This window comes from Exiguobacterium sp. EA-TM-5 (assembly GCF_053878415.1).
The window spans coordinates 2,104,528-2,128,962 of record NZ_CM132670.1 but is presented as its reverse complement, the minus strand read 5'-3'; the positions used below and the strand labels follow the sequence as shown (position 1 = coordinate 2,128,962).

Below are 24,435 nucleotides of genomic sequence, written 5' to 3'. Positions count from 1 at the left end.
CGATATGCAGACAAATGAACAGACGATGGAACAAATCGCATTCACGATGATCCTACACAGTGGAAATGCAAGAAGTACGATTCGTGAAGCAATCGAAGTGTACAAAGATGGCACATTCGAAGACTTCGAACTTTTGTTATCAAATGCGCGATCTCAATTGCAAGAAGCGCACCAAGTGCACTTTAGTCAGGTTCAGAAAGAAGCAAGCGGTGAACCAACCACACTTTCCTTACTGTTATTACATGCTGAAGATCACCTCATGTCGACGCAGACGATGCTTGATTTAACGACCGGACTCATCGAACTCATGGAACATAAGTTTTCCAAAAAATAATAAGGAGTGTTTGAAATGACTGAGAATAGTAAGTGGTTTGATCTGCTAAGTCGTTTTTTGATGCCGATGGCGGCATTTTTGAACAATAGTCGTTACTTACAGACATTACGTGATGCATTCATGCTTGCTTTTCCGATTACGATGTTTGGTTCCTTGATTGTTGTCGTCGCGAATTTACCGTTCCTTGATAAGTTCATGTCCCCGGGTGTTCTAGATGCCTTTAAGACATCACTTGGAAACGCTCCATCCGCCACAATGGGCATCATGTCATTGTTCGTCGTATTCGGTATCGGCTATTATCTTTCTAAAAGTTATGAGGTCGAAGCTGTATTCGGTGGTGTCATCGCACTTGTTTCGTTTTTATTACTTACTCCTTTCTTTGTCTCAGTCGAAAATGTCGCCGATCCAGTAGGCAACGTCATCCCACTCGACCGTCTTGGCGCAAAGGGCATGTTCTTAGCCATGATCACGGGATTCCTAGCAGGAGAGATTTATCGCTTCATCGTTCAAAAAAACTGGACGATCAAAATGCCTGCCGGTGTGCCGACAGCTGTCGCCAAATCGTTCTCTGCCCTTGTCCCGGCATTACTTACGCTCACCGTATTCCTCGGCATTAACATTGCCGTCACTTCACTGTTAGATACGAACTTACATGATCTCATCTTCAATCTTGTTCAAAAACCACTTGTGAATCTAGGGAACGGACTCTTCCCGACGTTAATCGCTATCTTCTTTGTTCAACTGTTCTGGTTTTTCGGATTGCACGGACAAGTCATCGTCAACTCGGTCATGGATCCGATTTGGAATACTTTGTCCCTTGAAAACTTGAATGCGTACACGTCGAACGGAGAAATTCCGAACATCATCAGTAAACAATTCATCGAGATCTATACGGTTGGAATCGGTGGTTCTGGGTCAACGCTTGCTGTCGTGGTCGCCATCTTGTTATTCATGCGATCGAAACAGATGAAGCAAATTGGAAAGCTGTCAATCGGACCTGGTATTTTCAACGTCAATGAACCGATGATCTTTGGACTACCAATCGTCATGAATCCATTGATCATGATTCCATGGATCGTCGCACCACTGATTACGGTGACGGTGACGTACTTCGCAATGTCAACGGGGATCGTTCCACCTCCGACTGGTGTTGCTGTACCTTGGACCGTCCCGATGTTCATCAGTGGGATGATGGCAACGAATTCGCTAGCCGGAGGGCTACTACAATTAGTCAACTTTGCAATCATCATGGCAGTCTGGTTCCCGTTCCTCGTCTTCATTGATCGATTGAATATGAAGAAAGAACGGGAAGAAGCGAATACTACACAAGAGAAAAACCAACAGATCGGATAACGGTTACCGGATGAGTGAAAAATAAGAGATAGGATGTGCTAATAATGAATCAGATAGAGAACAAGACGACTACGATTAAAAAGTATGATTTTCCGACGGATTTCTGGTGGGGGACAGCTGCCTCTGCGACTCAAATGGAAGGAGCCGCCTATGAAGGTGGAAAAGGACCGAACATTTGGGATCACTGGTACGAGGTCGAACCGAACCGCTTTTTTGATGGTATCAGCGCTTCGGTAGCATCTGACTTTTATCATCAGTACAAACAAGATATCGCTTTAATGAAGGATCTCGGGCACAATTCATTTCGACTATCGATTTCTTGGTCCCGTCTATTTCCAACGGGAGAAGGAAACATCAATCCGGAAGCGGTCGATTTCTACAATCGTGTAATTGACGAGTTGATTGAAGCAGGGATCGAACCGTTCGTCAATTTATATCATTTCGATATGCCGCTTGCCTTACAAGAAAAAGGAGGATGGGAAAGCAGGGAAGTCGTGATGCATTATGTTGCTTATGCCAAAACCTGCTTTGAACTCTTTGGAGACCGTGTCGGAAAATGGTTTACCCATAACGAACCAATCGTCCCGGTCGAGGGGGGCTACTTGTACGATTTTCATTATCCGAACGTCGTAGACTTTAAGCGAGCAGTCCAAGTCGCTTATCACTCAATTCTATCAAGCACCCTTGCAATCGAAGCATACAGAGATACACAACAAACAGGGAAAATCGGGATCATTCTCAATCTGACACCGTCTTATCCGAGAAGTCAAAATGAAGCAGATCGACAAGCGGCGCATCTTGCGGATATCCTGTTCAATCGTTCCTTCTTGGATCCATCTGTTTTAGGTACATTCCCGCCCGAATTAATCGAACTGTTAGACGAGCAGGATGCCCTCCCGGAAATGCATGAGACGGACAGGCAGAAAATCGCCATGTATACAGTCGATGTGCTTGGCATTAACTACTACCAGCCGAGACGTATCAAGGTAAAAGAACATCTTCCGAATCCGAAATCACCGTTCATGCCAGAGCATCTTTTCGATTATTATGAGATGCCGGGACGCAAGATGAATCGGCATCGTGGTTGGGAAATCTACGAAAAGGGTGTATATGACATCCTGACGAACTTACGTGAGAATTATGGAAACATCGAGTGTTTCATTTCAGAAAACGGGATGGGAGTGGAAGGAGAAGAACGCTACCGAGACGCGGACGGTAGTATCCAGGATGATTACCGGATTGATTTCATCGCGGAACATCTGAAATGGGTGCATCAAGCTCTAGAGGAAGGATCGAACGTCAAAGGGTATCACCTTTGGACTTTCATGGACAATTGGTCGTGGAGTAATGCCTATAAGAACCGATATGGTTTTGTTGGTGTCGATTTGACGAATCAAACGCGTACGGTGAAAAAGAGTGGTCACTGGTTCAAGCATCTCATCGAACAAAATGGATTCATAAAATAAAAAATGAGGATCGGGGTATATCTAGCCCTGATCCTCATTTTTTGTTATATTATATGTATATGTCTATACATGGGGTGTTGTCATGTCTAATAAAAAGAAACCAAAGTATGAAAAAATTGCAGATGAATTACGAGAACGGATTCTTAATGGCGGATACAATGTGGAAGAAGCGATGCCAGACGAGATTCAACTTGCAGAAGAGTTTGAAGTCAGCCGGATGACGATGAAGCGTGCTCTAGAAATCCTCGTACTCGAGGGGATCATCTATCGTCAACGGGGGCAAGGAACGTTCATTTTACCGTCAAGCTTTTCCCAAGGAAGAATCAATGTGTTAAACAAAGAGTCACAAGGATTGACGAAGCTGCTCGGGGAGCGGGCTGTCAGAAGTGAAGTGCTTCAGTTTGAGGTTCGTTTTCCGGAAGCCGAGGTCGCGCGCCATCTGATGATCGAGAAAACGGATCCTGTCTATGAGATACGGCGTGTTCGATATGTTGACGACGAACCATACGTGATCGAACACACGTTTATGCCGTCTTCATTGATTACCGGAGTGACGCGAGAAGTCCTTGACAGTTCGATTTACCGGTATATCCAAGAAGAACTCGGTTACACGATCACGAGCTCGCATAAGATGATTCGAGCAGACAAGCCGAATCAATGGGATCATGAATATCTGGGGAATGAAGAGACCGATCCCGTCATCGAAGTGGAACAAGTCGTATTCCTCGGTAATGGGAAACCGTTCGAGTATTCGTTCTCAAGACACCGTTATGATAAATTCGTCTTTACGTCTGTCCATATCGGCAGATGATAAGATCTAATCTGTTTGAGATCAAATTATAAAGATTAAAATTTTAGACTTTTAAAATAAGGGAGAGAGTCTATGTTATCCATTTCATTTATTCCAGGAAAGCACTATAAACGTGCTGAAATACACGATCAGTTTGGAGGAAACCGACAACGTGGCATTAGTGCTTCAGCGAAAGAATCCATTATTTTTATCTTTTCGGGGTCAAGCGGTACACAGTATGGATATTCGGACGGTTGGAATGAAGACAAGACGCTGTTTATGTACAGTGGTGAAGGTCAAGTTGGCGATCAAACATTTACAATGGGGAATAAAGCGATACGTGATCATGTCAATCATTCAAAAGATGTTTTACTTTTTCATCGGGAGCAAAATGGTTTATATCGATTTGATGATCAGCTAACGTTAGTTGATTATGAACTGAAGCAAGCGCTCGATCGTGACGGTCATAAACGGGAGATCATCCAATTTATTTTTGAATCAGCTACGATTATGAAGCAGGATCAGCTCGAGTCGGAACGTCATGTGGAGAGTAGTATAACAATTGAAGATTCGCTTGAAAATTTAAAAACATTAGCTCTTCAAGATACGTCGACAGGAGATGAGTCGATTCAAGTCAAACAAATAAAGGTCAGAAAACGATCAGAAGCGATTAAAGTATATGCACGAAAGAGAGCAGCAGGAATATGCGAAGCATGTGAACAACCCGAACCATTTGAAGCGAGTTCCGGATCATCACTTGAAGTGCATCATATGTATAAATTATCGGATGGTGGCCCTGATCATCCTGAACATGTCGCAGCAATTTGTCCAAACTGTCATGCTCGCATTCATCGCGGAATAGATGGTAGTACGTATAATCAGAAATTAATAGATAAAATTGATGTAAAGGAAAATTCTTTTCGATTCAGACGAATGTATTAAGATCATTTTAAACGAAAGGGATAAACTGAAGGACACCTAAATTTCATCAAAAAAGTCTGCATCTGTACAAGATGAAGACTTTTTTGTTAGTACTATAACAGTTCTTGAATACGTAACACGTGTTTAAGGGTATGCCATGTTTCTTCTAATTCAGGTTTTTCAGGAATATAAATAATCAATCCATCTCGCCCTCTCGTCAAATTGACACGATAGGCATTGCGCTTAATTTGAAGAGGATCTTTAACAGATCGTTGAAAATGCTTTCCAGTCCAGCTTCCATTTTGTAAATAAAAATCGTTATCCCATTCTAAAATGGCAAAATCTAATTCAAGACCTTGCGACTGAAATTCGGTAATCGAATACTGTAATGTTTTACAGTAATAGTCAGACGTAGGAACGGTAAAATATTGTGCGATTTTAGAAGGACGTTCGTACCGCTCATTTCTAGGTAAGACCGGTATTTGTTTTTGATGATCCGCTCCACCTGCGCATACGACACCGACCGTTTTAGAGTCATCTGAATAGAGATGACGCGCTACATACTTCGCTTTTTCTAAATGACGTGTAATCCGAAGGTGGAAGCGAGAAGAATCAAGATTTTCAAGAAGACGAGCTGCCGCTTTTATCTCTCCTTGAATAAATTGAATGACAAACTGACTGTAGGTTTGCGCAGCATGTGTACGCAAGGATGTATCGAGGTGTAATGTCTCTGTTGTTCGTACGTGCAGTGCATGTCTAAAAGTTGCCGCTTCGTACTTACCATGAACGATGACATTTTTGTTTTCTAACGCATGATTCCATAATGCAATACCACCTTCTTCTCCTCTATAAATTTCCTGCCCTTCCCCAACTAATCCAATCGTCACACTCCACTTTTTATTTTTTGTCGCGATTTCCATAATGATATCTGGTTCGCTCATATTCGGTGCTGGATAGGGAGAACGTTCAAAAGATGTATTCACTTGATTTTGATCCCAAGCACGTTGTGCTTCATCAAAGATTATAATCTGTTCATGTGGAACACGACCGTGTTTGATATAGTCCATCTTGTAATTGTATAAGCGCTGAACAAACGTACTGTTTTGAAGGGAATGCTGCAGTACATCAACCAGTGGTCCATTTCCTGAAAGGTATACGGCCTTCTCATGCTCGTGAGCTAAAAGTAATCCTAAATACGTTTTACCTGCGCCGGGTTCCCCTGTAACAAGAACAAGGTGATGCTCATCATGAGCCTTAGCTTGCTGAATAATCTGCTGAAGGGTGTGAAGAATCGCTTCAAAATTACTACTATCTAGTGCACGAACACGGGGTAACGGTTCGTTTTTCATAATTGCACTAGCTGCTTCAAGCATCGAGGGGGATGGAGAATAGTAGCCTTGTAACATATCATGGATACTTAAGACGGGTGACTGCTGTTTGGCTGCTAACCGTCTCAGGATTTTTAATAAGCCATATTTTGCTGCGATGAAAATATTAAAGGATTCATGAAAATGGACATGATTACGATTGTCCTTTGTTAAAAGTAATATACCTGAGACAGTTACGGGTTGCAGTTGAATGGCAGAATGATAGTGCTCCAAGTCGCGAACGTAAAGAGAGGTCTGGATGCATTCCCCATCCGAGATTTGATGATAGCTTTTACATTCGATAATAAGGACTTGATCATTAACGAGGAGCACAATATCAGGTCGCCGACCACCACCACGAAATAGTTGGTATTCAAATAAGAGTTGCGCATTCAGCTCAGGTACTTCTTGAAATAAGTCAACGAGACACTGGTACGTATCGATCCAAGCGCGTAATTGACTATCTGAAGCATCTGGAATGGAATGCTGTAAGGCTTGCGAGAACTGATGTTGATCGGTATGTAAAAACTCTTGAATCGTACCACTCCATCCAACTGTCATACTTATCACTCCAAATCGATTTAAATTAAGAAAAACCAATAGTTCATTAAAAATAGCTATCGACCTGATGAATCGAAGATATTAATGAACCCTAGCTTATTTTTTTATAGAAATATGGAAAATAAATCTATATAATCCTTTTATAAGCATTATACGATAAAATCATTTCAATAATAAGGGGTTTTACTAATGGAGAAACATTCCGCTACTTACTAAAATGAGATATCACTTCTTCATGATGTTTAATGCACGATCTGAAAGTAAAAATACGTGAATTGATCTTGGTACGATGATGCTTCTATGACATAAATGTGAATTTTCTTGACGAGCGTCAGAACGATTAGAGAACAATCCTAGTAAATCTATATTTAAGGAGGTAAATATTTTTGAGAATATGTATAGCGTTCTTTTTTTCAATACTCATCTGTTTTGTATCAGGGTGTACATCCCAACCGACGCAGCCGGCTGAGAAACCAAAGTCCACTATTCGAGAAGTGGAACTAGCGAAGGACCAGCATGCAAAAATCATTACACTGTACCCAGCCTATATCGACTACATCACAAAAGTTCAGAAAAAGATGAAGGACACAAATGTCACAGACGAGGATATACAGCGAATCTTCGATAAAACCGTCCGTCGGGAACTGGATCGCATTCAGAAAGAGCAGGATATCTTTCTTGATTTTAAGGGGTTCAATGACGTGTTTACCGCCACTTCCTATTTGAGCGATTTAAAAAAATTGACGAAACGTTTGATGGATGAAGAGAAAGAAAATATGAAATCTGTTCATGAGGCACTCCGAAAATCAGCTGACCACCTTCCTGGTAAAGATAAGATCATCTTAATGCTACCATTGTCGGAAGAGCATCGATACGCCGCAAAGGCGACGAGCGGACTGATGGGTTTTGCGATGAGCGATGGTAGTATGGTGATTATGTTAGGCGAAGAGTATACGCATGAGATATTAAAGTACGTCATCGCACATGAGTATAATCATTCCGTAGTGAACGAACATCCTGAAATCAGACAACCAAGTTCTATCGACTATCTCATATTCGAAGGTAAAGCGGAGGTGTTTGCGCAAGTACTTTATCCTAAAGCGCCCCCTATAGAAACGGAGAAGATAGCTTCCAGCGATAAAAAGAAGATACTCGAACAGGTCAAGAACAACTCCTTAAGCTACGAAGAACTTAGCATTGGAAATGAAGCGAAGGAGATTCCTCGATTGACAATTTACAGCTTAGGAACGGAGTTAATGGCAGATTTCCGACAAAAAAAATCTGAGCAGACACTGCAAGAGTTTTCATTAACACCCGTTTCAGATGTCATTCATGAAGGAAAATTTAAGTCGGCTCTTGAGTAAAGATGGGAAGGTGGATTTCTAAAAAACTGACTTTTGCAGTGGATAGTAAACACTTTGATCCTAAAAGGTCAAAACTCCAAAAGCAATCGAAGATATAATGGGGGATGTGAAGAGAGTACGGTCAGATAAAGTTGTGATGAAATGGTTGCGTGACGATCTACTGAATATATAAGAACGTTTTCTCTCTTGCATATATTCTAGGAGGGAACGTTCTTTTTAGACAGTCATATCTTTGTAAAAGGATAGACATTCGACATCCTGTTTGAACTATACGATTTTATGCGAATATCCCTAAAAAATTCAAAACGGATAGTACAAACAAAATTAAAAGAACTGTCATTAAAATAAAGGCTAACACTTTGCCTATACCTCTATTACTAAAGATAGCAGCTAATAATGCAAGGACCAGACCACCAATGAGAATGGCGTCGCCCCAAAACCCGTTGATCGGGAATGTAAAAAGTACCAAGAAAGTAAGAATCATTAATCCGATAGAAATCCAGCCGAGTTTTGCTCTCAAGAAAAGACCTCCTTTTATTTGTATAAATTCCATTATTAGTATACAAAAAATAGAGTGATGTTAAAACAATTAAAAGTGTATGTTTTACTTCTAGACGTCTGTCTTCCTATCTATTGTATTAGAAATTTATTGATGCTAATTTGAAATAAATTTCTGCCTATTGCCAGTCGAAATTTTTGTGCAAAAAAGAAAATTTTTTGAACAAACACCGTAAAAAAATTCTTTTTCGGTTACTTAACGCGTCAGATTTCATTATCCCCTTATGCATCCTTTTTATAATGACAAGAGTTTTTGGTAAAAATCATTAAAATAAACTTACTTTTTAATACAAATAGAAGGTCGTATGGTAGAGTGATGGTGGTCGAGTATTAGCTACGAACAAAGGAGATTTGAAGATGTTATCTTGGCTCGGTATACATAAGATAGAGAAACAAAGACGTCAATTTTTTGGGAATATTGAAAAGCGAACTACAACCTTAGTTTTACTGACATCTTTGTTGGTTTCATATGGAATCAAGATGTTGTTTACGTATTTAATTCCATTCGCATATTTGAAGGATCCCATCGTTGCAGTTTTGCCAGGAATAATAGGAGTATTGATTGCTGTAATATACGTATTAGTTCTAGAGAGACGACTTCAAGAGAAACATAGTGAAAACATTAAGCAAAGCTGACGAATAAATAACATAAATTGATAAATTCATGCTTGGAGGTACTTATCGTGTTTACAGTCGAAAACTATATTGATTCAATTGAGGTCCATCTTGAAAAGCAGTCAGGTTTAGTGGTGGACCAACTCAAGAAAATCTTTTCTTATCCGTTCTCAAAGGACATCGAAGTACTGGACTTCACAGCATTCATTGAACCGACTAGATTTGAACTTTCGGTCATCATGTTCTCAATGGATAACGAAGCAAATGAAGTATTTAACGAAGGAAACGATTCAACTGTTTTTGCTGGGAGCGAAGATGTATTACAAGAAGTCGAATATCATCAAATGAACGACAATCAACTCGATACTTTTTTTGATTTTCATGAGCAAAATGAAGAAATATTAATTTCAAAAGAACAAAACGTTTTTGCACAGTGGTTCAAAAGATGTTGGGAAAAAGCTGGTGGAGCGTCACTAGATCTTCCATCGTACTTTACTTTGCACGATAGTGATGACTCTCTTGATTTAAAAAACAATTGTTGGATGGATGCTGAAGAAAAATGGTCTTGAATCACTAAGAATGTCTATATAGGCATTCTTTTTTGTAGATTAAAATCAATCAAGCGAGATGTTGTATAGTTGCTTGAATAAAGGAGACGTAGAGTGGAATGAATAAAGCCTTAATTGGCTCGTTCCTATTCGGAAGTATTTTTCTCTCCGCATGTAGCGAACATAGCGAATTTCAGAATAAGCCAATCCATGAAAAAATTGATCTAAACGTTGCTGTTGTAGGACGTTTTCCGACAGTCACGACTGAACCTAAAGTCGAGAAGATATCACTGACTGATTTAAAAGGTAATCTACAAAAGTTTGATGCGGTATTCATAGACAAGCAGCACTTACAAGCAGCGTCTGAAAAAGAGTATGCGACTGTCTACAAAAAATCCGGAGTTCCTTTTTTCTTCATCGGTAGTAAAAAATCGTATGCGCCTTTCGTTAATCCAGAGGTATCATATAAAGATGAAATCGAGACCGGTAGCAATAGCTATATCACAGGGGTCTATTATGGAAAGGGAAAAGTCGAGAGGAGTTGGGAATATGGCATACATAACCCGAAACCAGACCAACAAGAAAAAGAGAACATTTTTGAAGAAATCTATAAGACGATTCTTACAGTAGGTCAACCTGCTTCAGACGAAACAACCAGTTCAAAGTAAGACATCGTTAGCAAAAGAATAAGCTGAAGCAGGTCTAAATAAGGCGATATCGCTTTTTGATAACTATTAGAAGAAACATTGCATAGGTCCAAGTATGCATTAAATGATCATGTTTTCAAGAGGAGCTAAAGAAAGTTCGAACAACGATCAAAGACGGGGCGGACATTGATTTGCTGGATGAGGAAGGAAACAGCCCGCTTCACTGAGCGATCCAAAAAGGGTTTATGGATATTGTCCGGCTTTTGATTGAGAGCGGTGCTGATCTTGAAAAAAACAGAAGCGCGAAAGATTCTCACTCTTACATATCGCGCTTTTAGATAATCAAATGGAGATTGCCATTGAAATCATTCACCATGGAGTATCTTTTGAGATTGATTCGGATGGATACAATGCGTTGTACGTGGTTGCGAGTAGAACAGGCAATTTGAACGTCTATGGAATGAACAGGAATACGATTCAAGTGAAGAAGAAAGTGATTCGAGAACGTAAGATAGATCTAAAAAAGGGATTGATTTGATCATTGATTAATTCGATCCAGTTTACCAACTATGGAGGTTTTAACTACGTGAATGATCAAGTTTTAAAAATTGATAAGTTTGAGCTGAAATTCAAAGGTCGGGATGGACGAATCCAATCGATTGAAGAATTTTCAAGCCAATTCGAAAGAGGGATTTTATTTTTTGAACATCCTGAAACGGTGAATCACTCCGTAGTCATCATGGATATACTCTCTAACTATGGATCACATGCATGCCATTTCAAATTCGACAAAATGGATATTGATATGGGGCACTATCTAATCGATGAGCTCGTAAGTAAATGGTCGCTGATTTGGACATGGTATAATCAAGCTCATTTTGATTCTAATAAGGCGCTTAGAAAATATCCGTCTATTTTTGAAATGGTAAAAAGCCGTTTTGGTGAGGCGAGTAAAGAATATGAAGCGCTTCTCAACTCATCACTTGAAGAAGTCCAGATGTACATGGATGCCGGAGAAGTCGATGAAATCGATGACATTCATAAAAATATGGACTGGATGATTGAATTTGATAATAAAAACTCGTTCGAAAAAATGAGAAGAGAAAAGGTTTACTTTGAACATGATTTTCAAGTTTGGGTCGACCTCGACCACTCACTCCCAGCTATACGAGAGATAATTTTAGAGTTAGAAGGAACAGAAAAATAATCACTCTATGAATAAGTGAGCGAATCACCCCCTTTAAGAAAACAGGTTATGAAAAGATTGGATTACAGAGGAGCATATCCATTTCGACATTGAATTGGATACGTTCTTTTCGTATGTCTCATTAGATTAGAAAATTGATTCGATAGAATTTGAATTTAAGAATAAAGGAGAGCACTTATATGAAAAAATTCAGAGGTAAAAAAAGATACTTCCGCAACTTAAAAAAAGAGCCATTATTCGAGACGCACAATTTAGACTTTAGCGACGATAGTTGGTTCGATTTTTGGCATACCCATCTTGATTTTTATGGACGTGGAAATGAATCTATACGGTACAGAAAGCTTCACCTTCAAGCGTCATTTGATCTAATGATGAAATTGAATGCTAGGCTACATGAATGGAATCAACCATTTCAGATTTGGATGGAAATTTCGCAACAGGACGCTGCGCTAGATGCCGTATACGTGCATTCGCTCAATCCGAATGAGACACCGTTTCCGTTTGAGTATAAGGCGTTGCAGCCGTTTCAAGAGACTTTGCCTGACTACTTGACCGGATGGTTTAATGCGGATGCATTTATGGTCAGCTATTACGTAGAAGAACAGGAATGGGACGAAGTGGATGACGATGACAACCAATCCGTTCACGAGGTTGGAGCGTTATACGATAAAAAAATTGTAATCCAACCGAAAGACAATCACATATATACGTTAAAATCGAATATACACTAAGCGCTGAATATAAGTTTTAAAAGGAGGAGTAAGCGTGTCGAGGTATGCATTGAATGACCATGCTTTCCAAGGAGATTTAAAGAAGGTTCGAAAAGCGATCAAAGACGGGGCGGACATCGATTTGCTGGATGGGGAAGGATACAGTCCGCTACACTGGGCAATCCAAGAAGGATATCTGGAAATTGTCCGGCTCTTGATTGAGAGCGGCGCAGATCTTGAAAAACAGAATCGCGAGGGGTTCTCACCCTTACATATCGCGCTACTCGATAATCAAACGGATATTGCGATTGAAATCATTCAGCAAGGAGTATCATTTGAGATCGATACGGGTGGGTATAATGCGTTGCACGTGATTGCGAGTAAAACTGGCAATTCAAAAATCCTTAAGGCGCTCGCTCGCGAAACACAATACATCAATCGATTCGATGGGGGTGGAGATGGATACGCGCCACTCCACTATGCGGCACAAGAAAATAAGGTGAAGTGTATCAACGTCTTACTTCAAGCCGGGGCAGATGTGAATCTACGCACGGTACATGGATTCACACCGTTACACACTGCAGCAGGAGAAGGACATGTAAAAGCCGTAACAGCACTGATTGAGGGACAGGCGGAAGTGGAAGCTGAAAACCCGTTTGATAGTCACGCGACGCCGCTGATGTTAGCAGTTAGTTATGATCACGATAAGGTCGTTCACGAATTACTACAACATGGAGCAAATCCGAATCATCAGGATGCCAATGGAAAAACGGCCATTGATTATGCGAAGGAATATAAAAATAAAAAAATTCTCAAACTCTTCGATGGAATGCTTTGATGGATTCGTAGGTCCTCTTCTCTTAACGATATATTGAGTTCAAGCGTTTGGACTATTAGAGAACGACACATACTTCACCTCTTCTGTTTATCACATGCTAAACTTAAGCAATTTATTACTAAGTAAAGGAATGATTTGAGTGTGGAAGGCAATAGTATTTAATGCTGTTTGGATGGGGATCACGATTCCTATTCTTTTGAGTGTAGTATTTACAATTTTATACCCTATAATCGCTTTTGATATGAGTGGTATTCTCATGATTGTCGTTGCGTTAATCATTGGCATAATTGATGTTTACTTAGGACATCGGGTATGGACATGGATCGAAGGAAAGTACTTCAAACAAAATCGTTACATGTGAATGCTGCCTAACGATTGGACACGCTAATAATAATACCTTTATTTTTTTACGTTACTATAAGATGGCTTCGGTATTTGACCGGAGTCATCTTTTGTTGTTCCAGTAAATTCATGTGAAACGACCTTCTTCACGCAAAAGAGCCACGACATTTGAAGAGATTCAATACGGAGATATACTCAGAAAGTATCGGGTTCCTAATCACATCAAGCACATAGTAGTGTTCCTCCCGAAGATAAACACCATTTATTCATAAAACATTTTCTTTACTAAATTGAAGACAGATATTATATCGATATTTAAATAAAAAATTCCAAAAATGTATCATAAAACATATAATATATGGTAGACGATGATTTTTTAAAAGAGCATTTCTTTTATGTCATGAAATGAGAAAAAATAAATTACATAGAGCATTTAGAAACCTACTGCGGTGAAATTAATGGTCATCTTGAGATCGAAGAATTAGAAGAGCAGGCGATTCAAGTGGTTCGGTTTCAAAATGCAACGTTTACGAATGCTAATACAGTGAATCGCAGCTAAATAGAAAAAGGTTCGCGGAACTATAAATATGGGAGGAAGGTCATGCAACTCATCAAACAGATTAATGGTCAGAATCATTTTTGGTTGTTCGAAAAGGATGGACGGATACTTTACATATTTCACGGCATCATGGGAGAGCACTTAAAAGAACCAATGAGCGAGCAGAAGTTCTCGCGCTTTTTTAATCTGGATGCCTATATTCGGGAGCTCGTAGCTGAAAAAGAACAAGACGGATACTCCGTCGTTCAAGAAGTGGATTACAAAGAAGTTGTCGTCGAGATCTTTTGTCAGGATAAGGAATATGATCTCATTAGTGAACATCGTTCGAACATTGAAGAAGACTTCAACGGATTTCTTTTTCAAATCGGCAACGGTTATTTCTTTGAAGATGATTATGGTCCAGAGGCAATCGAATTTGTCCTTCATGTCCTCGAACCATCTCAGATCGTCGAACCCGTCATTGATTATTTTAAGGAACAGTATGGCGTGACGAAGATCCGAATCGGGCAGGCAAAGGTTCATTATGGCAGACGCTTGACCGGGCTCTGTCCGGCAGGAAAAAACTTTAACCGAAAAAATTGAGCAATGACGACACAGGTAGGAGGGACAGGATGAACGAGCTGACAATCTTTGAACAAGGCTTTCAGACAAAATATATTCAGCGAAAGCTTCGGATATATGAAATTAATGTGCTTAGTCAACTGCAAACTATCTACGAAACCATGTGTTATGACCATACAATAGGTAGCTTTACAAGTGAATTGACAGAGAAGGTATTGTATGACACGTTAGTTCGCTTCAATCAATTTCCTGTATATATTACAACAAATTTTGATGAGAAGATGGAAGATGAGATGGATCTCTTAGACCGTTTGAAATCGCGACCATTCGTATGCCACGAACATCAACGGTACGAAGGCGATCAGCGACGCACCAGTTTTTACTGTTGTATCGAAGTGTTGAGTGTGGATGATTTACATTTCGTATTAAAAGAGTCTTTCTTTCGGGCTGCTTATAGTGAAACGTTCCTCATCACATTCGCTCGACCTACGTTTGAGTTGAAGACTTCTAGGAGATGGATCTTTAAAAAAGCGAAATACACGCATGTAGTTGATACACGTGATGGATTACCGTTCATCCTTCCGTCGCATGATGCGCTCGGTTTCATGTGGTTTTCGAATGGAAATGCCTTTCAAAATGTCGATCAGCTAACAGCGATTTTACCAACGGATTATCAGATCGATCATGAACTAAATACCTTCGAATAATTCAATTGAAGATCAAAGGAGTTATATAAAATGACATATCAAATCGGATTACCTGGCGTTACAGAAGAGAGACTACAAGAGGTAGAGACAGCACTCGGCTTCGATCTACCAAAAGAACTACGAAACCGGTACAAGCACGAAAACAAGTTTAATGTCGGAGAATGGGAGTTTCATCCGATCAAGGACGAGCAGTATATCAAGTGGACGTGGGATGATCTCGTTCGTGTCAATTTGACAGATGCAGAAGAGTATCCAGAAGGGTTCTTGCGGATTGCGGCGGACGGAACGGGTGACGAACTCGGATATCAACTTCCGGACACAGAGACGATCGTCTTGTGGGACCACGAAGAACAAGAACTATTCCCGGTAGCACCGACGTTGAATGCGTTCGTAGAAAAGGACCAACAAATGGAGCAGAGTGCGGAACAAGCAGAAGACTTCTTACAGACAGTTCTTGAGACGGGCGCTGTCTATGGTCTATCGAAGTTTGAACAATCGGGCTGGGTGTACTGTCCGTCGAATCAAGAGGAAACGGACGTCCTATTATTCTTTTCGACGGAAGCGGCGGCAAAAGCACTGCAAACGAAGGAATGGGCGAACTATCATCTGATTCGCTTAGACCTGGATTTGTACATGAATGGCTGGTTACCGAACATGATTAACGACGGACTGTATTGTGGCTTGGATTGGGGACCGGAGCTCGTCGGACTTGAGCTGGATCCAGAAGATGTCCTAGCAGATCTGGAGGGTTAACATGATTCAGACACTCAGAAAACAGGTGGATGGCATTACGTACTTTTGGTACTTGTATCGTGATGGTCGAAAAATCCAGATCCATCACGGTGTCACCGAGCAATGGAAGTTGGATCAAGATGTCAGAGATGAGAAGGAAGAACAGTACTCGACGAGGCGTCAAGCGAAACGACGGATGGAGGAACTAATTGCCGAGAAACAAGCGGAAGGATACAAGCAGGATGATATTTACGGGATACAACCTGGACGAAAGGAACGCGAGAAGTTTCGACGACGGACGTCCTGGTTCGCCTATATCCTTATGGGACTTGGTCTGTTTCAGTTCGTGACACCGTTCTCTGTCTTACCAATTGTAGTATTTGGAATGGGTATTCCTTTGATGCTTTTAGCTTTTCTCGGTAAAGGTTATCTTCCTACATGGCTTCGAATTGTCTGCTTCGTTAGTTACTTTTTCATGCACGTGATTCATCAGCAGGAATCATACATCCCGTATCTTTTCCCGGTTCTTTCGATAGGCACAGGAATACTATTATGGTTTCATCTTCGAAAAACGAGACAACAAATGAAAGTGGAGCAATGACATTTTTAAAAGGAGATGAAACATGTCGCTTCTGGATAAGTTATTACAAGACCCTATCGTTTCTGATCTACCAAGTCTTCACACCGCTCTTCTTGCCAAAAATCGTGGCTTACGCAAAAAGTGGTTAGTACATATGGATAGATTCATTGAAGAAGCGAATACGTGGAACTTCGAGCGACAGCGGACGTTTGTGAGTTGGTTATTATCTACCTGTGAAGGAGAGACAGACGCTTCGTTCCTCTTGATTCATCCGCTAAAAGAACGTCTTCTAAAACCGACTTTGAAGAAGTGGATAAAAGAGTTGCCGGATGACGTCCGACTGTATCGCTGGTATGGTCTTTTCATTGATGAAGATGACCGTTACATCTACTTACAAGAAGCGATTACGCGAGGGGGAAGACGGGAGCAGTTAGCGATCGAGACGATGATTGATCATCATTTGTATGGACTTTGGTATTCTTTCCATCATCTCGATGAAGACTTGTATTTAGGAGAAATAAAAGAGGATGCAGCAACCTTAACAGAGGCTTGGTTGTTAATCGAGCAACTCGAAGATGCGGTTTTGAAATCGGAATGTATCAACGAATGGCAGAAGATGAATCAAACCTTAACGGATTGGATTCGTTTCGAGCAAGAGCAAACCACCGGATTCATGGAGTGGCGGATGCAACAAGAATAAAAGGGTTGAGTTACAACAATGCAATGACCTCAGCTGTTTAGAAAGGGCGGAAACGCGTGGGATTAATTACTCTCGGAAATCGGCAGATGATGATACAAGCGATGAAAACGATCATGGTGCCGTACTTACGAGCACATGGATTCAAAGGAAGCTATCCTCATTTTAGACGTAAACAAGACTCCTTTCAGGAAATCTTGATGATCTATATAACGAAATACAGTGAAGATTTTTATATGGAAACGAGTATCGTCCCATTGACTGGTTATGTCGATTTTGAAGGGGACACGATTCTCCCAAATAAAGTGAAAGTATCTGATTTAAAAGCAGAAGAACGGTTTGTCGTCGGAGCTGATTTAGTTGAAACGCCTGACGGTGATGGAAAATCTTTCGTGATGAATGGGCTAACGACAAAACAAGAACATGAGGACTTGGCGAAAGACGCATTAACCTACCTGAACATCGAGGATCCGAGTTGGATGAAGAGAACTGTCGCATGGCAGAGAGCGCTCTATCAATCGTTTGATGAAGAGAAAGAATGAGCGACTATCCGTTCCGGTATGATGGAAATCTGTAAGAAAGAATGGTGCACCATGAAAAAGCTAGGGACGTTTACAAGTCACACAGGGAATCTGATCGTCTCGGATCCGGCTTTCCTTGAGCCGGATGTAGAATACAACGTGACAATTCCAGTTGAACAAGGTTCGATTTGGACGGTCTTCTATGACGAAGATGAGTACGAATCAATCAATTTGCTTTACCTAACAGTGAACGAAAAAACGGAGATGGCTCCATCGGATTTCGAACCGTTATCCGATCTAGTCGTCGTCGATTCAGCGCAGCTCGTCGTCATGAACACAGCGGATTACGGGAGACGGGAAGCCATCGATTGGGAGATTCGAAATACGCTAGAGTTCGACGAAGAAATCGACCCGTTCTATATCGCAATCTCAGATGAAATGATGGAAGACGAGATCTTCCTGTTTCCGTTCGGTGTCGCCGTTCAGTTAACGGGGGATGGACACTATGAAGTCCTCGTCCGACGAGAAGACGAGAACGAGACAGGGATTGCGATCGTCCTCGGAGAACATGAGGCTTTTGAAGAAAACGATGACGAGGAAGAAGTATCGCTGGAAGACGTCGAAGTTCCACGACTGAATCATCAGAACACTGCTCTACCAGACGATGTTTTTCTTACGAATATCCTTCAGGCGATGCGACTATTTTATGTGAACGATCAAAAATCCTTGAAATACAGTATTCCAATCGAAGATGAGAAGGTGGGGCACAAGCTGTATTTGTATGATTATTCATCCTCCATTCAAAACTATCAAGTGTCCGTGGAGAGTCCTTGTCTAGAAGCCCGCATCCAAGCATTCGAGACCGATCATTTCGCGATTCCAGAGTGGTATAAAAATATTTTGCGGGTTTGTAACGGTGTAAGTTTTGACGAAGAGTTGAACTTAAACGGTATTCCGTTGACGAGTTGGAACGGGTTATCGCATGAGATCCAAGGCAATCTCTCGGACAGTCTCGATGAATACGCGTTAATCGAGTTCGATGCGATCCGTGACAAGTACTTCTTTTTTGGCTCGTCGTTTAAACAGGACGAATACTATGCGGTATTGAAAGAGCGTCCGGACGAAGCCGTCTATCGCTTCGACTATAGAACGTTGAAACTCAAACCGAAGGCAACGACTTTCCAAGATATCGTCCGTGATGCGTGGCGCGCGTGTAATCTGAAAGCACTCCATAAAAGAATGTGAGGATAATCTCATGAAAATAATCTATTCCCGTGAAGACTTGCTCGCACTCGAAGACCCTTTTGAATATGAGGTGGGATTGCCGATCCGCATCAGAGAACTGCCGGCTTCCGTCATCGAAGAGGAAATTCCGGATAACCGCGAACATTTGGCTCGTCTTCTGAAAGAGGGCTATACCTTGGTTATTCAGAAACCGCGAATTCCAAACCCTTCTATATTCGCAGGGTTACATTTGATAGCAGAGAATACGGTCATGAAATTGTATATCTACCAGGAAAATCATTGTGAGGATGCGTTATGGGATGTTCTGTCCGAGAATGAATACAATCGACACTGGGCATCCTTTTTACTGAAAAAAATCGAAGGTGTCAGATTCGAATTGCCTTATACGAATGAAGCTCAAAGTTCGATGAAACTGTCTAATCTCAAAACAAATGAACTCGTACATCTACGATTTGAAACCAATCAAAGCGTGACGTGTCAGTGGGAATGAAAAAGGAGATGCTCCATGAAAACGTATCTTGAAGAGCACAGCGATGCGACACGTATTTTCCCTTGTCTGACGGATGCGAGTTCATCAATTTGCTGTCTGTGTGTAGTCGGTGAGATGCTCTTGTTTCCAGAAGAAATCGTCCAATTCAAACAAATCAGTAGTGAGATGTTCCGTAACGAGCTAACGCAAAAGTATGCGCTGAGCACGTATCGCTTTTATGTAGTAGTGTGTGTCGGAAATGAGTTCCAGTCCAAAAGGATCTTTGAATATTACAAGCTGTGGCGTTTGCTCGAACAAGAAGAGAAGCTCGATGGCTTCACCTCCCGAATAGAAGTGCCGATCCAAGTCGGAGAAGAACCATATTACGTTGAGATCGCTGAATTTGGTCTCGAACAGCTTTCGAGAACCATTGAAATGATTAGTGATTCTCCATCTAGGTATACCATTATTTGTGCGAATCATGATCGACCATTACATTGTCAGGAATTACTAACGCAGGTGCTCGATATCGGCTTAACAGAAAGGGGAGACGTACCAGTTGTCGAGATGGTTACGACATTGACAGCACAAGGTTACGCCGTCTGCACGTGGGGAAGTTCGAGTGAAGAACAGGAACTACAGTGTTTTCATACGGCATCCTTCTTATGACAAGGTAGAAAGAGGGGATTCGATGAGTCTGCGTGGTGTGTCATTTGAAATCCCGAATGAACCGGGGCGTATCTTACTCGACATATTAAGTGCGATTGAAATGAAAGCGTATGATTGGTTTCTTCGTAATTTTGATTTTCCAATCCAAACCATGGACGGGGAGTTGTATGACAGTTTAGAAGAGTTTTCGGTCGATCAGAACGTGACAGGACGTGAACTAGCGAAATGGCTAAGGGGTCCTAGCAATTACCTGATCTTTGCTGAATTGTTTGCATTTCAAAGTGGTCAGACTGAAGAAGTGGGAATGACTTATAAATGGTTTCAGGAAAGCAATTGTCACATCGCGATATTGATTTATGACTGTACATACGTCGATATCTATTGTAAGGAACAGCACGTATCCGAAGCGTTCTATGAGAACGCCGTAAAACGTGGATATACCGGAATCGAGTGGGTGACCGATGACAATGATCCTCGCACCCGTTTGTCGGTATGGTCAGAATAAGAAGTAGTTCTGACGAACAGATGTAAACGCTCAGCGTTTAAGACAAGAGGGATGAACTGCTGGGTATTAATGAAGGAGAGAAAATCATGAATCAAGAGTTGGAAGAATTCGTTCAAGCAGTTTATCGAACGGTTGTTAAAGAAGGTATGGCGGACTATAAGGACATCTACGAAGAAGAAGTCGATCCAAGTGTTAATGCCTATACTGCCTGTATCGCGTTTTACCAGCAGTTGAGCGAAGCGGATCAAAAACGGATGAGACAGATGATTGAACAGACGATCATCGATACGGTTTCCCATGTATTTGGCATCATCGATGGGAGTTCAGGACTAAGTGGATCTGAGCTTGAAGCGAAATTGGCACTTGTCCGAGTCGACGGAACAGGAGATCCGGTCGAGACTGTAGAGACAGACGGTGAATTGCAAGAGTCGTTTTTAGGTTACATAGAAGATCATGACTTGCACGCATTGTGATGGAAGGGAGCGAAACCAATCATGATCCAACTAATAAAACAAAACGGCTCCGTTATGCTCTACCAAACAATCTATACCGAGGGACGCATCATCGTGCAGCACGAAGGAATCGTTGGAGCATGGGTGAAAGCAGAAGACGTAAAACAGATGCGCATTTCTCGCTTCAAACGATTAGGTGTACAGATATTGCGGCTGGTCGAAGCGTTTGAACGTCAAGGCTATCGCGAGCTGAACGAGACAGATTATACGGGACTGGTCGTTCAGTTTTCTTATGAGAAAGGTCAAGAAGAAGCAGCGCTCGAGCGACGTCACATGATGGAAGAAGTAATCAATGATGGTCTACTTCATATGGGGAACGGATACTGCGAAGGAGGAGATATTGGTAGTGGTACGACAAATATCTTTTACTATGTCCTTGATGTCGAGGCAGCAGTCGCACTGATCTTTGAAGAAATGAAAGCACGCGATATACAAGACGAACCAAAAATTGCAGTACAAGAAGGAGAAGTGTACACCGTTCTGTATCCTGAAGGAGCAGCATTTGATCTGATTGGTGAGGGGAAACCGTGGAGCTGGATTCCGGTGACGCAAGCGGAGGATAAGAAGATATGGCACGTCATCGATCAACAATTTCAATTCTCGCCTAGTACGACGGTTTTTCCATCCTTCCATGCCCCAAGTCCGTTCATTACATACGAAGTGGATTATGAGAAAAGAGAAGAGATCGAGCGGGAGCTAAAACGTATTCTGACTGAGCTGACCGTTGACGGAGAACGCGTTATGGCACTCGATTGGAATCATCAAGGATATTGGATTGACCCAAGACGTCCGTTTCTTCGAAATGAAGAAGGAGACTGGATGATTCCAGCCGTTCCAGATGGCGATTATTCCTTTTTCATCGCTCGCGACTTCCGCTGGGGATATCTCGGTCATCCGTGGGAGGGGAGTATCACGTTGTTTGGAGAAGACATGATCTCTGCGTTCCAAGGAACAGAGATTTTTATGAATGAAATTCTAAGAGGATAAAAGGAGGATAGAAAGTGAGAACACCATACGACCAGTATCAAGGAACGGCATTATGGCAGGTCATCTCGGAGACAATCAATGAATTAGTCGACAATGATGATCTCGAAGAACGGACGACGCATGAACATATCGTGGGCTACCTCTGTAGCAAACTAGAAGGTCAGATTAAAGATGGAAAATAAGAATAGAATGCGATTTCAACGAGACGAATGGATCGATGTGTTCCGGGAACTGCTACCACGCGACGATTGGCAAGAACTCGTTCGTCTTCAAATAAGTCAACATTCGCATCCGTTTGAAGTAAAGTTACTAGAACGACCACTCAAGCAGAATCCAAACATCGGCGATTTTTCGGATTGGACGGTCCAGTCCCATTTCATCATGACCGACGCCGCGCAGCTTGACAGATTTCTCGAACATCTTGTCATCGAACAGCAGGAAATGGAGACTCAAGCAGAAGTGACGCTCATCATCCAAAAACAAGGACAAGGAATCGTCCGGGTCATGAACGATTGTGTCTCGATGTATGGAGTCGCATATGAGGAGCTTGATGAATCAGGTACAGAATATGACAATTTTTTCGATGCGATCTTACCACGCGCCATGTTTCCGGTCGAGGTTGTCTTTTGTGGTCGAGGTGTCTTAGAAAATGATGATTCGATTCACGTGATGACATTGCACGATACCAATTGGCAAGCGGTATTTGAAGACCATCTGATATACTTGCTGAATCGAAAAGAAGTGAGGACAGGGAAGTCTTCGCGTCCCTCAAAGCAAACGCTTGAGCACTTCATATCTGAATTCTCGTTAATGATGGCATACAACTTCATCGTGACCCGTGATGCAACGGATCGATTTGGCATGCTCGATCACTTTTGTACGAATGGAAAAATTGCGCATTTTGGAAAGATGGACGATATAGAGACATTTTTAAAAAAATGATGGAAACATCACACATAAGGAGGAAGCATAATGAGCTTAGCGTCATATATTTGTATGGAGAGACAAATTCCTGAAAAGTATCTTAATTTGGACGATGAAGATGAAGCACTTCCCTTCTATATAGGACCGTGTTTTGCAGATGAAGACTGTCTGTATGAAGTGAAAACGAGACATTTTCATAAATGGTATGTGTATGAAATTTCAAGTCACTGGGGAATCGAGATCATTGAACCTTTTGATTCCTTAGTTTCAATGGAGTCAAAGGAAAAGCTACGTTATCTGTTTACGCTCATGAACGAGTTCTTAGATGAGGGTGAATCGTTCGAACTGTATACGTGTTGGATTGGGGAAGAGTACTATCCAAAAGTAAAAAGTATGACACTATCTTTAGAACTTGATCAGTTAGAAGATATTGAGATTCCTGAAAGAACCCATATTTTAATCACGAAACAGAGTAAAAACTAAAAACCGCTGATCACAGCGGCTTCGTTTTAGATGATTCACTCTTGTGCGTAGACGATATCTGCAATGGTATGGACTTGTGCAAGTGTCATCTCAGAATAGAATTCGATCGACAAAGGGTGATCCGTCGGCTCGAGCTCAAAGAAGGGAAGTTGATCAGGTCCTTCGTCATGGACCATCACTTTTAAGTTAACGGTATCTGGATAAGCCGGTAAATCGCTTGAGAACCAACCGAACATCGGCTCTTCAATCCGTTGACGTTTCTCCTCGTTGAATCGAGCGAAGTTGTCTGGGCTCAGGCTCACCCATGTGATCCACCAGAAGGGTTCGTCTTGTCCAGCAATCGGAAGTTCAAGAATTCCCTTTACGAAGTAATGCGGACCATCCAGTTCTAGCACACACCACAAGTCGTGCATCTCACTTTTTGTCGCTTTTTCTTTCTCAGACATTTGTTCATAGTAAACCGGTCCGAGCGTTTCATACTCGGTCGGGAGTTCTTCGTGGCCTTCGCCACAGATGGTGCACGGCATAAGTCGTTTCATCAAAATCACCTCTAAGTGGAGTTATGTATGGCTTGCGGTCGAATATAAGTAAAGACCATAACTATAGTCTAGCATCAATTTACTAACAATCCTGACACGACCGTGACAATCCAACGAAAGTGAG

Annotated in this window: 30 protein-coding genes; 27 read left to right on the top strand and 3 right to left on the bottom strand. The window is 41.5% G+C overall.

Annotated elements, in window-relative coordinates; genetic code table 11:
• Positions 1 to 4: 4 nt before the first annotated feature.
• The 5 genes from ACV3PA_RS11145 (at position 5) to ACV3PA_RS11125 (ending at position 4,885) form a co-directional block, all read left to right on the top strand.
• A complete protein-coding gene (locus ACV3PA_RS11145) occupies positions 5 to 334 on the top strand; it encodes a PTS sugar transporter subunit IIA (protein ID WP_456124753.1) in 330 nt (109 codons plus the stop codon).
• A gap of 15 nt (positions 335 to 349) precedes the next feature.
• Complete coding sequence (gene celB, locus ACV3PA_RS11140; RefSeq protein ID WP_456124752.1) at positions 350 to 1,687, top strand: PTS cellobiose transporter subunit IIC; 1,338 nt, start codon at positions 350 to 352, stop codon at positions 1,685 to 1,687.
• A gap of 44 nt (positions 1,688 to 1,731) precedes the next feature.
• On the top strand, positions 1,732 to 3,153 hold the full coding sequence (locus ACV3PA_RS11135) for a glycoside hydrolase family 1 protein (RefSeq protein ID WP_456124751.1): 1,422 nt from the start codon (positions 1,732 to 1,734) through the stop codon (positions 3,151 to 3,153).
• Positions 3,154 to 3,235: 82 nt separating this feature from the next.
• Positions 3,236 to 3,964, top strand: coding sequence for a GntR family transcriptional regulator (locus tag ACV3PA_RS11130; protein ID WP_323679404.1), 729 nt, complete (start codon positions 3,236 to 3,238; stop codon positions 3,962 to 3,964).
• 72 nt (positions 3,965 to 4,036) lie between these two features.
• The gene (locus ACV3PA_RS11125; protein WP_456124750.1) at positions 4,037 to 4,885 is read left to right on the top strand and encodes an HNH endonuclease; all 849 of its coding nucleotides are present in this window, start codon (positions 4,037 to 4,039) and stop codon (positions 4,883 to 4,885) included.
• 92 nt (positions 4,886 to 4,977) lie between these two features.
• On the opposite strand, the gene ACV3PA_RS11120 is transcribed toward ACV3PA_RS11125, so the two are convergent.
• Positions 4,978 to 6,792, bottom strand: a complete 1,815-nt coding sequence (locus tag ACV3PA_RS11120; RefSeq protein WP_456124749.1) for a DNA/RNA helicase domain-containing protein — start codon at positions 6,790 to 6,792, stop codon at positions 4,978 to 4,980.
• A 386-nt stretch (positions 6,793 to 7,178) separates the two neighbouring features.
• Between ACV3PA_RS11120 and ACV3PA_RS11115 the strand changes: the two genes are divergently transcribed.
• Positions 7,179 to 8,156 (top strand): DUF2268 domain-containing putative Zn-dependent protease, encoded by a 978-nt coding sequence (locus ACV3PA_RS11115; protein ID WP_456124748.1) that lies wholly within the window; start codon positions 7,179 to 7,181, stop codon positions 8,154 to 8,156.
• Between the two features lie 277 nt (positions 8,157 to 8,433).
• Here the strand turns inward: ACV3PA_RS11115 and ACV3PA_RS11110 are convergent, their stop codons facing one another.
• Positions 8,434 to 8,676: a hypothetical protein gene (locus tag ACV3PA_RS11110; RefSeq protein WP_294741609.1), complete on the bottom strand. Its 243-nt coding sequence runs from the start codon at positions 8,674 to 8,676 to the stop codon at positions 8,434 to 8,436.
• 395 nt (positions 8,677 to 9,071) lie between these two features.
• On the opposite strand from ACV3PA_RS11110, the gene ACV3PA_RS11105 reads away from it, so the two are divergent.
• The 21 genes from ACV3PA_RS11105 to ACV3PA_RS11005 all read left to right on the top strand — a co-directional run bounded on the left by ACV3PA_RS11105 (position 9,072) and on the right by ACV3PA_RS11005 (position 23,772).
• On the top strand, positions 9,072 to 9,350 hold the full coding sequence (locus ACV3PA_RS11105; protein ID WP_456124747.1) for a hypothetical protein: 279 nt from the start codon (positions 9,072 to 9,074) through the stop codon (positions 9,348 to 9,350).
• 47 nt (positions 9,351 to 9,397) lie between these two features.
• Positions 9,398 to 9,898 carry a hypothetical protein gene (locus ACV3PA_RS11100; protein WP_456124746.1) on the top strand — a complete coding sequence of 167 codons (501 nt, stop codon included), beginning with the start codon at positions 9,398 to 9,400 and terminating at the stop codon, positions 9,896 to 9,898.
• 98 nt (positions 9,899 to 9,996) lie between these two features.
• A complete protein-coding gene (locus ACV3PA_RS11095; RefSeq protein WP_456124745.1) occupies positions 9,997 to 10,545 on the top strand; it encodes a hypothetical protein in 549 nt (182 codons plus the stop codon).
• 565 nt (positions 10,546 to 11,110) lie between these two features.
• On the top strand, positions 11,111 to 11,731 hold the full coding sequence (locus ACV3PA_RS11090; protein ID WP_456124744.1) for a hypothetical protein: 621 nt from the start codon (positions 11,111 to 11,113) through the stop codon (positions 11,729 to 11,731).
• A gap of 179 nt (positions 11,732 to 11,910) precedes the next feature.
• On the top strand, positions 11,911 to 12,462 hold the full coding sequence (locus tag ACV3PA_RS11085; protein ID WP_456124743.1) for a hypothetical protein: 552 nt from the start codon (positions 11,911 to 11,913) through the stop codon (positions 12,460 to 12,462).
• A 34-nt stretch (positions 12,463 to 12,496) separates the two neighbouring features.
• The gene (locus ACV3PA_RS11080; protein WP_456124742.1) at positions 12,497 to 13,279 is read left to right on the top strand and encodes an ankyrin repeat domain-containing protein; all 783 of its coding nucleotides are present in this window, start codon (positions 12,497 to 12,499) and stop codon (positions 13,277 to 13,279) included.
• 943 nt (positions 13,280 to 14,222) lie between these two features.
• Entirely contained in the window at positions 14,223 to 14,762 is a 540-nt protein-coding gene (locus ACV3PA_RS11075; RefSeq protein WP_456124741.1) for a hypothetical protein, read from the top strand.
• Positions 14,763 to 14,791: 29 nt separating this feature from the next.
• Positions 14,792 to 15,448 (top strand): hypothetical protein, encoded by a 657-nt coding sequence (locus ACV3PA_RS11070; RefSeq protein WP_456124740.1) that lies wholly within the window; start codon positions 14,792 to 14,794, stop codon positions 15,446 to 15,448.
• Between the two features lie 30 nt (positions 15,449 to 15,478).
• The gene (locus ACV3PA_RS11065; RefSeq protein ID WP_456124739.1) at positions 15,479 to 16,201 is read left to right on the top strand and encodes a DUF2750 domain-containing protein; all 723 of its coding nucleotides are present in this window, start codon (positions 15,479 to 15,481) and stop codon (positions 16,199 to 16,201) included.
• Between the two features lies 1 nt (position 16,202).
• On the top strand, positions 16,203 to 16,781 hold the full coding sequence (locus ACV3PA_RS11060; RefSeq protein ID WP_456124738.1) for a hypothetical protein: 579 nt from the start codon (positions 16,203 to 16,205) through the stop codon (positions 16,779 to 16,781).
• A 133-nt stretch (positions 16,782 to 16,914) separates the two neighbouring features.
• Positions 16,915 to 17,460, top strand: a complete 546-nt coding sequence (locus tag ACV3PA_RS11055; protein ID WP_456124737.1) for a hypothetical protein — start codon at positions 16,915 to 16,917, stop codon at positions 17,458 to 17,460.
• A 56-nt stretch (positions 17,461 to 17,516) separates the two neighbouring features.
• Positions 17,517 to 17,999 carry a DUF4304 domain-containing protein gene (locus tag ACV3PA_RS11050; RefSeq protein ID WP_456124736.1) on the top strand — a complete coding sequence of 161 codons (483 nt, stop codon included), beginning with the start codon at positions 17,517 to 17,519 and terminating at the stop codon, positions 17,997 to 17,999.
• Positions 18,000 to 18,050: 51 nt separating this feature from the next.
• Positions 18,051 to 19,223: an SMI1/KNR4 family protein gene (locus ACV3PA_RS11045; RefSeq protein WP_456124735.1), complete on the top strand. Its 1,173-nt coding sequence runs from the start codon at positions 18,051 to 18,053 to the stop codon at positions 19,221 to 19,223.
• Between the two features lie 10 nt (positions 19,224 to 19,233).
• Positions 19,234 to 19,713, top strand: a complete 480-nt coding sequence (locus ACV3PA_RS11040) for a hypothetical protein (protein ID WP_456124734.1) — start codon at positions 19,234 to 19,236, stop codon at positions 19,711 to 19,713.
• A 15-nt stretch (positions 19,714 to 19,728) separates the two neighbouring features.
• Positions 19,729 to 20,361 (top strand): hypothetical protein, encoded by a 633-nt coding sequence (locus tag ACV3PA_RS11035; protein WP_456124733.1) that lies wholly within the window; start codon positions 19,729 to 19,731, stop codon positions 20,359 to 20,361.
• A gap of 22 nt (positions 20,362 to 20,383) precedes the next feature.
• Positions 20,384 to 20,866 (top strand): DUF2691 family protein, encoded by a 483-nt coding sequence (locus tag ACV3PA_RS11030; RefSeq protein WP_456124732.1) that lies wholly within the window; start codon positions 20,384 to 20,386, stop codon positions 20,864 to 20,866.
• Positions 20,867 to 20,952: 86 nt separating this feature from the next.
• Complete coding sequence (locus ACV3PA_RS11025) at positions 20,953 to 21,339, top strand: hypothetical protein (RefSeq protein ID WP_456124731.1); 387 nt, start codon at positions 20,953 to 20,955, stop codon at positions 21,337 to 21,339.
• A gap of 21 nt (positions 21,340 to 21,360) precedes the next feature.
• Positions 21,361 to 22,365, top strand: a complete 1,005-nt coding sequence (locus ACV3PA_RS11020; protein ID WP_456124730.1) for a DUF2716 domain-containing protein — start codon at positions 21,361 to 21,363, stop codon at positions 22,363 to 22,365.
• A 14-nt stretch (positions 22,366 to 22,379) separates the two neighbouring features.
• A complete protein-coding gene (locus ACV3PA_RS11015) occupies positions 22,380 to 22,547 on the top strand; it encodes a hypothetical protein (protein WP_456124729.1) in 168 nt (55 codons plus the stop codon).
• Positions 22,548 to 22,554: 7 nt separating this feature from the next.
• Complete coding sequence (locus ACV3PA_RS11010; protein WP_456124728.1) at positions 22,555 to 23,307, top strand: hypothetical protein; 753 nt, start codon at positions 22,555 to 22,557, stop codon at positions 23,305 to 23,307.
• A gap of 30 nt (positions 23,308 to 23,337) precedes the next feature.
• Positions 23,338 to 23,772 (top strand): hypothetical protein, encoded by a 435-nt coding sequence (locus ACV3PA_RS11005; protein ID WP_456124727.1) that lies wholly within the window; start codon positions 23,338 to 23,340, stop codon positions 23,770 to 23,772.
• A 35-nt stretch (positions 23,773 to 23,807) separates the two neighbouring features.
• Here the strand turns inward: ACV3PA_RS11005 and ACV3PA_RS11000 are convergent, their stop codons facing one another.
• On the bottom strand, positions 23,808 to 24,311 hold the full coding sequence (locus ACV3PA_RS11000; RefSeq protein WP_456124726.1) for a DUF2199 domain-containing protein: 504 nt from the start codon (positions 24,309 to 24,311) through the stop codon (positions 23,808 to 23,810).
• Between the last annotated feature and the right edge of the window lie 124 nt (positions 24,312 to 24,435).

Coding starts and splice junctions, on each gene's coding strand:
- celB (WP_456124752.1), top strand. CDS start 350: ATGACTGAGAATAGTAAGTGGTTTGATCTGCTAAGTCGTTTTTTGATG.
- ACV3PA_RS11010 (WP_456124728.1), top strand. CDS start 22,555: ATGCGATTTCAACGAGACGAATGGATCGATGTGTTCCGGGAACTGCTA.
- ACV3PA_RS11000 (WP_456124726.1), bottom strand. CDS start 24,311: ATGAAACGACTTATGCCGTGCACCATCTGTGGCGAAGGCCACGAAGAA.
- ACV3PA_RS11105 (WP_456124747.1), top strand. CDS start 9,072: ATGTTATCTTGGCTCGGTATACATAAGATAGAGAAACAAAGACGTCAA.
- ACV3PA_RS11065 (WP_456124739.1), top strand. CDS start 15,479: ATGACATATCAAATCGGATTACCTGGCGTTACAGAAGAGAGACTACAA.
- ACV3PA_RS11125 (WP_456124750.1), top strand. CDS start 4,037: ATGTTATCCATTTCATTTATTCCAGGAAAGCACTATAAACGTGCTGAA.
- ACV3PA_RS11135 (WP_456124751.1), top strand. CDS start 1,732: ATGAATCAGATAGAGAACAAGACGACTACGATTAAAAAGTATGATTTT.
- ACV3PA_RS11120 (WP_456124749.1), bottom strand. CDS start 6,792: ATGACAGTTGGATGGAGTGGTACGATTCAAGAGTTTTTACATACCGAT.
- ACV3PA_RS11060 (WP_456124738.1), top strand. CDS start 16,203: ATGATTCAGACACTCAGAAAACAGGTGGATGGCATTACGTACTTTTGG.
- ACV3PA_RS11025 (WP_456124731.1), top strand. CDS start 20,953: ATGAATCAAGAGTTGGAAGAATTCGTTCAAGCAGTTTATCGAACGGTT.
- ACV3PA_RS11145 (WP_456124753.1), top strand. CDS start 5: ATGCAGACAAATGAACAGACGATGGAACAAATCGCATTCACGATGATC.
- ACV3PA_RS11020 (WP_456124730.1), top strand. CDS start 21,361: ATGATCCAACTAATAAAACAAAACGGCTCCGTTATGCTCTACCAAACA.
- ACV3PA_RS11035 (WP_456124733.1), top strand. CDS start 19,729: ATGAAAACGTATCTTGAAGAGCACAGCGATGCGACACGTATTTTCCCT.
- ACV3PA_RS11095 (WP_456124745.1), top strand. CDS start 9,997: ATGAATAAAGCCTTAATTGGCTCGTTCCTATTCGGAAGTATTTTTCTC.
- ACV3PA_RS11070 (WP_456124740.1), top strand. CDS start 14,792: ATGAACGAGCTGACAATCTTTGAACAAGGCTTTCAGACAAAATATATT.
- ACV3PA_RS11130 (WP_323679404.1), top strand. CDS start 3,236: ATGTCTAATAAAAAGAAACCAAAGTATGAAAAAATTGCAGATGAATTA.
- ACV3PA_RS11030 (WP_456124732.1), top strand. CDS start 20,384: ATGAGTCTGCGTGGTGTGTCATTTGAAATCCCGAATGAACCGGGGCGT.
- ACV3PA_RS11075 (WP_456124741.1), top strand. CDS start 14,223: ATGCAACTCATCAAACAGATTAATGGTCAGAATCATTTTTGGTTGTTC.
- ACV3PA_RS11055 (WP_456124737.1), top strand. CDS start 16,915: ATGGATAGATTCATTGAAGAAGCGAATACGTGGAACTTCGAGCGACAG.
- ACV3PA_RS11085 (WP_456124743.1), top strand. CDS start 11,911: ATGAAAAAATTCAGAGGTAAAAAAAGATACTTCCGCAACTTAAAAAAA.
- ACV3PA_RS11040 (WP_456124734.1), top strand. CDS start 19,234: ATGAAAATAATCTATTCCCGTGAAGACTTGCTCGCACTCGAAGACCCT.
- ACV3PA_RS11045 (WP_456124735.1), top strand. CDS start 18,051: ATGAAAAAGCTAGGGACGTTTACAAGTCACACAGGGAATCTGATCGTC.
- ACV3PA_RS11005 (WP_456124727.1), top strand. CDS start 23,338: ATGAGCTTAGCGTCATATATTTGTATGGAGAGACAAATTCCTGAAAAG.